This is a genomic window from bacterium (assembly GCA_035945995.1).
Taxonomy (GTDB): Bacteria; Sysuimicrobiota; Sysuimicrobiia; order Sysuimicrobiales; family Segetimicrobiaceae; genus DASSJF01.
Window position 1 is genome coordinate 1 of sequence record DASYZR010000105.1, and the last position, 11,202, is coordinate 11,202.

At 74.5% G+C, this 11,202-nt stretch carries 11 protein-coding genes; 4 read left to right on the top strand and 7 right to left on the bottom strand.

The window, feature by feature from the left end; genetic code table 11:
* Positions 1 to 108: 108 nt before the first annotated feature.
* The 6 genes from VGZ23_11390 to VGZ23_11415 are packed head-to-tail and all read right to left on the bottom strand — an operon-like array spanning position 109 to position 6,234.
* Complete coding sequence (locus VGZ23_11390; protein ID HEV2358196.1) at positions 109 to 1,485, bottom strand: glutamine synthetase family protein; 1,377 nt, start codon at positions 1,483 to 1,485, stop codon at positions 109 to 111.
* 27 nt (positions 1,486 to 1,512) lie between these two features.
* Entirely contained in the window at positions 1,513 to 2,907 is a 1,395-nt protein-coding gene (locus tag VGZ23_11395) for a DUF4147 domain-containing protein (GenBank protein HEV2358197.1), read from the bottom strand.
* Positions 2,904 to 3,290 (bottom strand): cyclophilin-like fold protein, encoded by a 387-nt coding sequence (locus tag VGZ23_11400; GenBank protein HEV2358198.1) that lies wholly within the window; start codon positions 3,288 to 3,290, stop codon positions 2,904 to 2,906. Before VGZ23_11400 ends, VGZ23_11395 begins: the two co-directional genes overlap by 4 nt.
* On the bottom strand, positions 3,287 to 4,087 hold the full coding sequence (locus VGZ23_11405) for an MBL fold metallo-hydrolase (protein HEV2358199.1): 801 nt from the start codon (positions 4,085 to 4,087) through the stop codon (positions 3,287 to 3,289). Before VGZ23_11405 ends, VGZ23_11400 begins: the two co-directional genes overlap by 4 nt.
* Entirely contained in the window at positions 4,084 to 5,736 is a 1,653-nt protein-coding gene (sppA, locus tag VGZ23_11410) for a signal peptide peptidase SppA (protein ID HEV2358200.1), read from the bottom strand. The genes VGZ23_11405 and sppA overlap by 4 nt, the downstream gene beginning before the upstream one ends.
* 21 nt (positions 5,737 to 5,757) lie before the next feature.
* Positions 5,758 to 6,234 (bottom strand): hypothetical protein, encoded by a 477-nt coding sequence (locus tag VGZ23_11415; protein HEV2358201.1) that lies wholly within the window; start codon positions 6,232 to 6,234, stop codon positions 5,758 to 5,760.
* A gap of 105 nt (positions 6,235 to 6,339) precedes the next feature.
* Between VGZ23_11415 and VGZ23_11420 the strand changes: the two genes are divergently transcribed.
* From VGZ23_11420 to VGZ23_11435, 4 genes are all read left to right on the top strand, one after another.
* Positions 6,340 to 7,155, top strand: coding sequence for a hypothetical protein (locus tag VGZ23_11420; GenBank protein HEV2358202.1), 816 nt, complete (start codon positions 6,340 to 6,342; stop codon positions 7,153 to 7,155).
* 7 nt (positions 7,156 to 7,162) lie between these two features.
* Positions 7,163 to 7,885, top strand: coding sequence for an aspartate/glutamate racemase family protein (locus tag VGZ23_11425; GenBank protein HEV2358203.1), 723 nt, complete (start codon positions 7,163 to 7,165; stop codon positions 7,883 to 7,885).
* Between the two features lie 22 nt (positions 7,886 to 7,907).
* A complete protein-coding gene (locus tag VGZ23_11430) occupies positions 7,908 to 9,041 on the top strand; it encodes an FAD-dependent oxidoreductase (GenBank protein HEV2358204.1) in 1,134 nt (377 codons plus the stop codon).
* A 140-nt stretch (positions 9,042 to 9,181) separates the two neighbouring features.
* Positions 9,182 to 10,531: a S41 family peptidase gene (locus VGZ23_11435; protein HEV2358205.1), complete on the top strand. Its 1,350-nt coding sequence runs from the start codon at positions 9,182 to 9,184 to the stop codon at positions 10,529 to 10,531.
* 111 nt (positions 10,532 to 10,642) lie between these two features.
* Here VGZ23_11435 and VGZ23_11440 read toward each other — a convergent pair.
* Positions 10,643 to 11,202: ImmA/IrrE family metallo-endopeptidase (locus tag VGZ23_11440; protein HEV2358206.1), on the bottom strand; the 560-nt coding region annotated here is incomplete at its 5' end.

Below are 11,202 nucleotides of genomic sequence, written 5' to 3' on the forward strand. Positions count from 1 at the left end.
GCCGCAGCGAGTGGGCGTGGTGGTCGAACAGCGGAATGTCGGCGAACGCCGGGGGCGGCGGCGTGGAGCGGGGCGACGGCGGCACGGCGCGGCTCCTCTCGCCGGCCGCTAGTAGATGAACAGGTGGCGCCGCGCGACGCCGGCCGGTCCCACGTCCCGCAGGGCCTCCCATTCGCCGCGGCGGACCGCGAGAAACGATCGCGTGAGCGGCGCGCCCAGGATCTCCTGGACGACCGTGTCGCGCTCGAGCGCGTCGGCGGCCTCCCCGAGCGTCGCCGGAAGCGGCCCGACGCCGCGCGCCCGGCGCTCCGGCTCGGGCAGGGACGCCGGATCGGTCTCGACCGGCTCGCCCGGCGCAAGCGTCCGGCGGATGCCGTCGAGGCCCGCCGCGATCACCCCGGCGAGCGCCAGGTACGGGTTCGCGCTGCCGTCGCACGTCTTCAACTCGACATTGCACGACGCCGGGCCGCGCCGCGGCGTGATCACTCGAATCGCGGCCTCGCGGTTTTCCGGTCCGTAGCACGCGAACGCCCCCGCCCACGAGCGGGGCCGGAGCCGTCCGTACGAGTTGACGCTCGGCGCGACGAGCGCGCACAGCGCCGGCAGGTGCGCGAGCACGCCGCCGATCCACGCATAGGCGGCCGGCGAGAGATGCAGCCGGTCGCGCTCGTCGTAGAACAGGTTCTCCTCCCCCCGCCACAGGCTCATGTGCAGGTGGCAGCCGCTGCCGGCGCTCTCCGCGAAGGGTTCCGGCGCGAACGACGCCGCGAGGCCGTGGCGGCCTGCCACGCCCCGCACACCTTCCCGCAGCAGGATGTGCCGGTCGGCCGCGGCGAGCGCCCCCGCGTGCCGGATCGAGACCTCGAACTGCCCGGGCCCCGACTCGGGATACACCAGAGCGACGTCGAGGCCCATCGCGTCGAGCGTCTCCACGAGGTCCCGCAGCACCTCGTGCGCGGCGTCGTGCGCGATCGTCATCGCGAAATTGGTCCGGTCGACCGGCTCGTCGCCGGCCGGTGTCCGCCGCAGCAGGTAGAACTCCGGCTCGAACGCGGCCTGCACGTCGAACCCGTCCGCCGCGGCGGCGTCGGCGGCGCGCCGGAGACACGCCCGCGGATCGTGCGCCCACGGCTCTCCGGCCGCCGTCTGGAAGTCGCCGAGCATCATCGCGGCGCCCGGATTGTAAGGAAGGACCGTGAACGTGTCGGGATCCGGCACGAGCCACACTTCGCCCACGGGACTCAGGCCGCTCGCGGGCAGCGGCGTGTCCCCGAGGATCGAGAGCGCCTGTTGGGCCGCGGTGAAGCCGACGCCGTGTTTGAGGATGCCTTCGAGCCCGTCGAGCGGCGCGGCTTTGGCCCGGATCAGGTTGGCGTTGTCACAGTACGCGACGCGGACGAGGCGCACGCCGGCGGCGCGGGCACGATCGTAGACGGCATCGGGACCGGCGCGCCGCGTGTGGGCGCGATCGGCGGGGGTGGCCATGGCACGGCCGATTCAGGGCCGCGCGAACTATTCCCTCTCCCGCCCGCACAGGACGAGGACGAGATCGGCGACGTTGGTGCCGGTCGGTCCCGTGCGGATGAGATCCCCCACGGCGTCGAGCAGCGGGTAGGCGTCGTGCGCGCGGAGGTGGCGCACCGGATCGAACCCCGCGTCCCTCGCCCGCGCGAACGTCGTGCCGTCGACGGCGGCTCCCGCGGCGTCGGTCGGACCGTCCCGGCCGTCCGTGGCGAAGCCGACGACCAGCACGTGCGGGACGCCGTCGAGGGCGGCGGCCGCCGCGAGCGCCAGTTCCTGGTTGCGGCCGCCGCGGCCCAGGCCGGTGACGGTGACGGTGGTCTCGCCGGCGCAGACGACGCAGGCGGGCCGCGGCGCCGGCTCGTCCGTGGCCGTGATCTGTCTGGCGATGCCGGCGAGGACTCCTCCGACGTGGCGTGCTTCGCCTTCGACGTACGTCGACAGGAGAAGGGTGTGGAACCCCGCCTCGCGCGCCGCGACCGCGGCGGCGCGCGAGGCGGTCAGGTTGTCGGCCACGACCGTCATCGCGGTGTCGTGGAAGGCGGGATCCCCGGGTTTGGGCGTCTCGGGAAGGGCGCCGTCCCTTCCTTGCTCGAGCGCCCGCCGCACCGGCGCCGGGACCGTCGCGGTCAGGTCGTACCGGTCCAGCACGGCGAGGGCGTCCGCGTAGGTCGAGGGGTCCGGCACGGTCGGGCCCGACGCGATCGCGTCGGGCGGCGACCCGACGACGTCCGAGATCGCAAGCGTGGCGACGCGCGCCGGCGCGGCGGCCCGCGCCAGTTGACCGCCCGCGATCGCGGAGAGATGGCGCCGGACGGTATTGATCTCGACGATCGTCGCGCCGGACCGCAGCAGGAGGTCGGTGGCCGCCGCCATGTCCTCGAGCGAGATGCCGTCGCGCGGTAGCGGCAGCAGCGCCGAGCCGCCGCCGGACAGCAGGCACAGCAGCAGGTCGTCCGGCCCGAGCCCGCCGGCGAGGGCGACCATCTCGCGGGCCGCGGCCTGTCCCGCCGCATCGGGCACCGGGTGCGCGGCCTCGCGGACCGCGATCCGGGACAGGCGGCCCCCGCCGCCCGCGGCGGGCTGTCCGCGCGCGGTGGTCACGAGACCGGCGCTGAGCCGGTCGCCGAGGGCGTCTTCCGCCGCCCGCGCCATGGACGCGGCCGCCTTGCCGGCGCCCACCACGACGATGCGGGCGTTGGGGCGAAGCGGATACGCGCGGCCGCCGATCGTGATCGTGTCGCCCGCGCGCGCGAGCGCCCGGGCCGTCGCCCCGTACGCGTCGGCCGCGTCGATCGCGCGCGCCAGCATCGCGGCGGCCGCGCGGCGCAACCCGGCCGTCTCCGCGACGCGAAACACGCGGCCGTCGACGCGGAGCGGCGTCACCCCGCGCGCCCGATCGTGACGGTGGTGCCGGACCGCACCGCCTTGAAGACCGTCGCGTCGCCCTGGATGCGGCCGAAGACGTTGACGGGGCTCGCCGGCCGGATTTCGCGGTCCCGGCTGGCCGGCGTCGGACCGAAGAAGATGCAGAAGGCGCTGCCCGGCGGCCAATACCCGAGATCGCCCATCTCCACGACCTCCCGCGGCGACTCGGGGTCGCAGGTCACGGGGATCGAGAAGTAGATCTCGTCACCCCACGTGCTGGCGCGCGCTTCGAGCGGGAGCGCGTTCCAGATCGCGTCGGCGGTGCGGCCGGCGCCGAGGGTCGCGGTCGCCGTGATCTTGCCCGCGGTGATCGTGATCGTCCGCACGGCGTGCCTGCTCACCAGTCGACCGCGAGCGGGGCCGCGCCGGCGTTGGGCCGCACGGCCAGCAGCGGCGCCGCCGCCGCGCCCGCGGCCTGCAGCGCGGCCCGGACCGTGTCACGCGCCAGCGGCGCCAAGTTGTTGGTGTCGCTGAGGTGGACCAGCAGCACGCCGCGCCGCCGTCCCGCGCCGGCCGCCTCCCGGGCCGTGCGCGCCAGCGCCCTGGCCGCCTCGTCGTTGCTGAGGTGGCCGCGTCCGCCGAGAATGCGGTTCTTCAGAAACCAGGGGTACGCGCTCACGTGCAGCAGCCCGAGGTCGTAGTTGCTCTCGAGGACCGCGAGGTCGGCGCGGGCCAGGTGCGAGTCCAGCACACCGTCCGCGGCCCCGAGGTCGGTCGCGACGACGATTCGCCGGCCGGCGGCCGCGATCGCCAGGCCCACCGGCTCGATGGCATCGTGCGGTACGGGGAACGCGGAAATTTCGAACGGCCCGATCGCGAATGGCACGCCGGCCGCGAACGGGTGCACGTCGGCCCCGGCGAGCGTCGGGGCCGCGGCGGCCGTCGTCGCGCGCGTCGCGTAGACGCGTACGCCGCAGGTCCGGCTGAGCGCCCCCGCGCCGCGCGCGTGATCGTCGTGCTCGTGCGTCAGCACGGCGGCGCGGATGCCGGCGGGCGTGAGGCCGACGCGGCCCAGGGCGCGCTCCAGCGCGTCCAGCGACAGCCCCGCGTCCACGAGCACCCGCTCGCCGCCGCACTCGACCAGGACGGCGTTGCCGGCGCTGCCGCTCGCCAGCACGGTGACGCGGAACGCCGTCATCGGAGGCGGATCTCCCACGGCATGAGCGCCAGCACGCGTTCTCCGAACAGCTCCAGCCGGCCGAGCATGCCGCGGCGCCCGACGGCCACGGCGCGGGGCGCGCGGACGATGAGCACGGGCACCACGCGCGCCGGCGAGAGGCCCATCAACTGCTTGGCCGTGTCGAGGGCGGTGTAGAAGTCGCCGAGGCGGTCGACGAGCCGGTGCGCGAGCGCCTGCCGCCCCGTCCACACCCGGCCGCGCGCCACCGCCTCCACCTGCTCGCGCGAAAGGCGCCGGCCCTCGGCGACGCGGTCGACGAAGCGCGCGTAGATCTCGTCGGCCTGCGCGCGCAGCCGGCGGCGCTCCTCCGGGGAAAACGGGCGAAACGGCGACGTCATCGCCGCCGCCTCGCCGCGGGTGAGAATCTCCTGGTGGACGCCGGCGCGCGCGGCGAGCCGCCGGACGTTGAACTTTCCCGAGATCACGCCGATCGACCCGGTCAGCGTCCCGGGCTGCGCCACGATCCGGTGGGCGCCGGCGGCGACGTAATAGCCGCCGGAGGCGGCGACGTTGGCGAAGTAGGCAATCACCGGCTTCGACCGGCCGGCCCGCACCACGGCGCGCCAGATGAGGTCCGAGGCCAGCGCCGAGCCGCCCGGGGAGTCGATGGACAGGACGATCGCGCCGAACAACGGATTGCGTTCCACCGAGCGGATGGCGCGGATGACGGTGGCGTGCCCGCTGGTCTCCCCGCCGAGGAACGGCAGGGCGATCGGCGGCTGCGGCCGGCTCTCGCCCATCTGGATCGGGCCCCGCACCGTGACGACCGCCACGGCCCGTCCGGGGAACCGCCACCGGAAGGGCCGGCGAAGCCGCCGGCGCGCCAGGCGCCACGACACGATAATTGGCGTCCGGCGCCCCGCGGCCAGGTGCGCCGGCAGCTCGTCGTCGTACAGGATCGCGTCGACGAGGCCAGCGCGCTGCGCGTCGGCGGCCGACAGCGGCGCGCGATCGATCGCGCCCCGGACCGCCGCGGCCTCGAGGCGGCGGGACGATGCGACCTCCGCGACGAGGTCGTCGAAGACGGAATCGAGGATCGCGTTGAACTGCTCGCGCATCGGCCCGGACATGGCGCGGCGCGTGAAGGGTTCGACCGCGGACTTGTACTCGGCGATCTGTTCGAACTCCCCGACGACCCCGGCCCGTCCCAGGGCCTCGCCGATGAACGTGACTTCGAGCGCGGCGCCGCCGAGGTCGAGCGTGCCGCTCTCCGGCATGACGATCGTTTCGGCCACGCTCGCGAGATAGTACCCGCGGGTCGTCGCCTGCGGGAGGTAGGCGACGATGCGGCCGCCGCGGGCCCGGTAATCGGCCAAGGCCTGGCGCAGGCTCTGGACCGACGCGAGCCCGGCCGGCAGATCGCCGATCGTGATCACGACGCCCGCCGCGCGCCGGTCCGCGCGGATCACGCCGAGCTGCCGCCGGACGTCCTCGACCGTCTGCGGCTGCCGCACCCACCACGGATCCCGTCCCCGGTGCTCGGGGTACGGGCCGGCCAGTTCCAGCAGCACAAACACCGGCCGCGGTCCGAACAGCGAGACGAGCGCGTTCCGTACGAGGACGAAGCCGTCGTACAGGAGGTCGCTGAGGCGGATGATCAGCTGCATCACTCTATACGTTCGCGGGGATCAGCCGGCCTTTCCTCGCACCCACAGGGACACCGCCGCGGCGGCCGCCGCCAGGGCGGCGGCCGGCCAGTTGATCGCGCGCGCCTCCGCCCACGCCGGTTCGGCGGCGGGCAGGCCGGTCCAGACGAGCGCGCGGCCCTCGCGGCCGTCCGCGTTGGTCGCCGTGACGGCGCCCGGAAGGGTGAGGAGCACGCGGACGTCGGGGACGCCGGCCGCCCGGGCCCCCGGGGCGGCGAGCGTCTGCGCGTACGTGGTAATGATCCCCCAGTTGCGCTTTCTTATATGGAGGGCGCCGACGGGCGGCGCGGCGGGAGCGAGCAGCGTCGCGAGCGGATTCTGGTCGACTTCCTGCTCGAGTTGCGCGTGGCCGGTGTCGGTCGCCGTGACGCGCACGGTGACCGCCGTCCCGCCGGCCGCGGCGAAGAGCGCCGCGGTGCACACCGCCCCCAGCCAGAACCCCGCCACCGCGCTGCGCATCCCGATCCTCCGAGTACGGCGTACAGCGACGGTTCACCGCGCCGGCGCCGTTGGCCTACGCCGCGACGAGGGAGCCCGCCGGCCGCGCGCGAAGCCACGGGCGCGATGACCCACAGGGCGCCCGCCCGGGGCGCGGCGGCACGGGATGTGGTCGAGGCGGTCCGGAGCCGCGCGCGCGCCGTCGTGCGGGCGTCGGGGATCCGGCGGCCGCCGTTTGCGCCGGAGCGGTACGGCGCCGGGTGCGGGGTCGCGGCGATCGTCACCGCGGCCCTCGACGGCGGCCCGGTCCGGCTCGAGCGGCCGGCGGGCGCGCAAGGCGGGGCCCGGCTCCTCGTCGACCGGCGGCTGCCGCCGCACACGCCGCAGTGGAACGGGGCGGTGGCGGTGGGCCTCGCCGAGATGCTGGCGCCGCCGGGCATCGTGGGCGAGGCGCGGCGCGCGCTCGTCGAGGTGGCGGCGGCCGAGCTGCTGCTGCCGATGGCGGTGTTCCGCCCGCGCGCGCTGCGGACCGACCTCACGATGGACGGTCTGCGGGATCTCGCCGCGCGGTTCGCCGCGCCGCTGCGCCTCGCGGCCCGGCAGTGGCTGTCGACGGGCCTGTGGCAGGGCTACGCGCTGCTGTGGCGCGCGGACGACGGGGTGCTGCGGCTTCGATGGCGCGCGGCCTCCGGCCGACGGTTCCCGCCTGCGCTCGCGCTCGGCGCGGACGCGGCCGGCGTGTGGGCGCCCGCCTCGAGGCTGTTCGCGACGCACCGCACCGGACGCCCGCACCACGGCGTGGAAGAGGTGCAGACTGGGACGGGCACCGCGTGGTGGTTCACCCGCTTCGGCGCGGTGCGCGGGCACGCGGAGCCCGCCGCGTCCCGCGCGGTCTTCGCCATGGTGATGCTCGCAGGAATCTCATCCGGCTCTTCGAAGTAGCCCGGCGATGGTCCGCGGCGGAAGAAATATCTACGGCTATCCGATCGGGATCTTAATGCTCGACACGGTCTTCCCCCGCATCCCCGGCGACATCGGCCACGCCGGGACGTTTCCCTTTCCGGTCCTGTACCACCGGGTAAAGCAGGCCTTTCCGGCCCGCGTCGTCCGGGACGCGGATCCCGCGCTGCTCGACGGGTTCATCGAGGGCGCGCGCGCGCTCGAGGCCGCCGGCGTGCTGGCCGTGACGACGGGCTGCGGGTTCCTCTCGATGTTCCAGCGGCAGCTCGCGGAGGCCGTGCGGATCCCTGTGTTTACGTCGGCGCTGATGCTCGTGCCGATGGTCGCGCGCATGCTGGGGCCCGATCGCGCCGTCGGCGTGCTCACCGTCGACAGCGCCTCGCTCGGCCCGCGGCACCTCGCCGAGATGGGTATCACGGAAGAAGTCCCGGTCGTCGTCGCCGGGCTGGAGAAGGGCCACGCGTTCACGCCCGTGCTGCTCGACAATGAGCTCGAACTGGACCCCGGCGCAGCGCGGCGCGAGCACGTCGAGGTCGCGCGCGACCTGCTCGAGCGTCATCCTGAAATCGGCGCGATCGTGCTCGAATGCACCAACATGCCGCCGTACGCCGCGACGATCCGCGACGCGACAGGACTCCCCGTGTTCGACATCATTTCGCTGATCCGGATGGTCCACGGCGCGCTCGTACCCCCGGAGTACCCGCCGCGCTAGTCCGGCCATGCGGACCGCCGACGTGGTGGTCGTCGGAGCCGGCATCATCGGCCTGTCGGCGGCGTATCACCTGGCCCGGCGCGCGCGGCTGCGCGTCGTCGTGCTGGAGCGCGGGCCGCAGGCCGGCGCCGGCGAGACGGCCAAGGCGACGGGAGGCATCCGCCAGCAATTCTCGACCGAGATCAACGTGCGCCTGGTCCAGCTCAGCGTGCCGGCGTTCGAGCGGTTCGACGAGGAGATGGGGACGCCGGTCGATTTCGCGCGGCACGGCTATCTCTTTCTGACCGGCGCGGAGCGCCTCGAGCCCGTCCTGCGCGCCGGCCTCGCGCTGCAACAACGGCTCGGCGTGCCCTCGCGATGGGTGTCGCCGGCCGACGTGGCGGCCCTGTACCCCGCCGTCCGCGCCGACGACCTGCGCGGCGGCACCTTTTGTCCCGCGGACGGATCCGCCAACCCGTACGGCGCGGTCCAGGGCTACCTCCGCCGCGGCGCCGATCTCGGCGTCGAGGTGCGTCTCGGCGAAGAGGTCACGGCCGTCGAGGTCGACGGCGGCCGGATCCGCGCGGTCCGCACGCCGGTGGAGACGTACGCGACGCCGGTCGCCGTCAACGCCGCCGGCGTCGCCGCCCGGCGCGTGGGGGCGCTGGCCGGCGTCGACGTGCCGGTGTTCCCCTACCGGCGTCAGGTCTTCGTCATGACGCCGCTGCCGTCGCTCGGAACCGGCCGGCCGCTCACGGTCGATCTCGACACGGGGTGGTACGTGCACCAGGACCGCGCCGGCTTCCTGTACATGGGCGGCACCGACAAGGACACGCGGCCGGGGACGGAGGAGGTGGTTGATTGGGACGGTTTCGACGCGGTCGCCGCGGCCGCGCTGCGCCGCGTCCCGGCGATGGCGGCGGCGCGGGTCGCGCGCGCCTACGCCGGGGTGCGCAGCCTCACGCCGGATCATCACGCGATTCTGGGACGGGTGCCGGGCGTCGACGGACTGATCGTCGCGGCCGGGTTCAGCGGCCACGGGTTCATGCAGGCGCCGGCCGCGGGACGGCTGGTGGCCGAAGAGATCCTCGACGGCGGCGCGACCACGCTCGACCTCACCCCGTTGTCCATCACCCGCTTTCGCGGCGAGAGCCGCCCCGAGGCGGTGGCGTTCTAGGACGGCGCAGGCGCGCCGGAATCGCGGAACTTCTGGCGCGGTTTATCGCTATGGTAAGATGGGCAAGCCATTAAGTGGCTGCAGGACATTCGATCGGCCGGTTCGTGCGGCCGCGCGTCCAATTTGGGAGGAGTACGTCTATGGCATCGCCCCACGCTTCGCCGCTGCGGTCGTTGGTTGCCGGGCTGCTGGTCGCCGCGGTGCTCCTGGCACCGTTCACGCAGACGCAACATGCGTCCGCCGCGGACGGCTCGCTGGTGCTCGCGGCGATCCGCGTTTTGCAGGAGGATTACGTCGATCCGGTGCAGCCGGTCCCGCTCTTGAACGCCGCCATCGCCACGCTGCGCAAGGCGACCAACCTCGGCACCGACGCGCTGCCGGACATCGCGGCGAACACGTCCGCGTCCGACGCCGCCGCGCAGTGGTCCTCGGCGTTCACCCGGGCCGCGCAGGCCGGCGCGATGCCGGAGACCGAGCTCGCCTACACGGCGACGGCCGGCATGCTGGCGTCCCTGCGCGACAGCCACACGTTCTTCCTCGATCCCGCCGCGCTGCGCGAGAGCCGGCGGCAGATCTCGGGCAACCCCGGGTTCACCGGCATCGGCGTGACGATCGTCTCGCGCAAGGACCAGGCCGGGACGGCGTGGATCTTCGTGGAAGACGTGTTCCCCGGCTCTCCGGCCGCGAGCGCGGGGGTCCGGCGCTTCGACCGCATCGTCGAGGTCGACGGCAAGTCGCTCAAGAACGTCAACGTCATCGACGCCAGCCAGATGATCCGCGGACCATCCGGGTCGACGGCCTCGCTCGTCATCCAGCGCGGGTCGCAGTCGACCCCGCTGTCGGTCGTCCGCGCGCCGATCCGCGTGCCGCCGGTCGAGGCGCGGTTCGCGTCCCCCGGCGTCGCGTACCTGAAGGTGTTCGGCTTCTCGCAGGGCGCCGGCCGGAGTTTGCGTGACGCGATCGTCAGGCTCGAACACGACCAGACGGTCAAGTCCGCGATCCTGGACCTCCGCGGCAATCCGGGCGGGCTGATCATCGAGGCCGCGAGCGTGGCCGGCATCTTCCTCCCGCCGCGCACGGTGCTCGCCCGCATCCGGGAGCGCGGACAACAGCCGAGCGTGCTGCGGACGAGCGGGACGACGCTCCTCGAGAAGGCGCCGCTCGTCGTGCTGATCGACGCGCAGTCGGCGTCGGCCTCGGAGATTCTCGCCGGGGCGTTCCGAGACTACCAGCGCGGCACTCTGGTTGGCGAGAAGACGGCCGGCGCCTTGGGCGGGTCCGTGACCGTGGCGCTGCCCGAGGGCGGCATGTCGGTGACGGTGGAGCGGATCCAGACGCCGAAGAACACGGCCGTGGAAGCCGTCGGGATCGTCCCCAACGTGCCGGTGACGCTGAGCGTGGCGGACATGGAGCGCGGCCAGGACACGCAGCTCGAAGCGGCGCTGCGGGCGCTGCACGTGGCATGGGAGTGGCTGCTGCACGCCGCGTGAGCCGGACGACCACCAGAGCTCCATCGTAGCGACGACGTAGCGACGGGACGGGCCGGGGCGTCAGCCCCGGCCCGTCCCGCTTCCCGTCCTTGCGGCCGCGTCGCCCCGGGGCTATCGGACGAGCGACAGCTCCTCGAGGCGCCGCCGCATCGCGGTCGGCGTGACGCCGAACATCCGCGCGAGCAGCCGGACGACCTCGTCGCTCTCCGTCTCCCGCCGGCGCATTCCGCCCGCCTGCTCGATGCGGGGCGCGAGTGCTGCAAAGCGCCCGCGCACCTTCCCCTCCGGCATCAGCAGCTCCGCGGCAAAGGCGCGCGCCTCGCGTTCTTCCTCGCGCCGGAGCGGCTCGGGGATCGCCGGCGCAGCGCCCGGGGCGCTGCTGGCCACGAGGGCCCGATGGCCGAGTGCCGCGTGGCCGAGCTCCTCCGCGATGATCCAGCGCTGCTCCGCGTCGGTGTAGCCGCCGCGAGACGAGACCGTGATCACGATGCGGCCGCCGTCCCGTCCGATGGTGCCGCGCTCTCCCGGCGGCAGCGGGCGCTCGTGGACGGGGAACCCGAGGTGGTCGGCCAGCCTCCGAACGTCCACGGGGATGCCGCGCGCGCCGGCGAGCGCCGCGCGCGCCCGTTCGCGCGCGCGGGCGGGGCCCGCCGCCGCAGACGCCGGGGCCG

Excerpts from the sequence above, each read along its gene's own strand:
- VGZ23_11415 (HEV2358201.1), bottom strand. The coding sequence starts at position 6,234 with ATGCGCAGCGCGGTGGCGGGGTTCTGGCTGGGGGCGGTGTGCACCGCG.
- VGZ23_11390 (HEV2358196.1), bottom strand. The coding sequence starts at position 1,485 with ATGGCCACCCCCGCCGATCGCGCCCACACGCGGCGCGCCGGTCCCGAT.
- sppA (HEV2358200.1), bottom strand. The coding sequence starts at position 5,736 with ATGCAGCTGATCATCCGCCTCAGCGACCTCCTGTACGACGGCTTCGTC.
- VGZ23_11405 (HEV2358199.1), bottom strand. The coding sequence starts at position 4,087 with ATGACGGCGTTCCGCGTCACCGTGCTGGCGAGCGGCAGCGCCGGCAAC.
- VGZ23_11420 (HEV2358202.1), top strand. The coding sequence starts at position 6,340 with ATGACCCACAGGGCGCCCGCCCGGGGCGCGGCGGCACGGGATGTGGTC.
- VGZ23_11435 (HEV2358205.1), top strand. The coding sequence starts at position 9,182 with ATGGCATCGCCCCACGCTTCGCCGCTGCGGTCGTTGGTTGCCGGGCTG.
- VGZ23_11425 (HEV2358203.1), top strand. The coding sequence starts at position 7,163 with ATGGTCCGCGGCGGAAGAAATATCTACGGCTATCCGATCGGGATCTTA.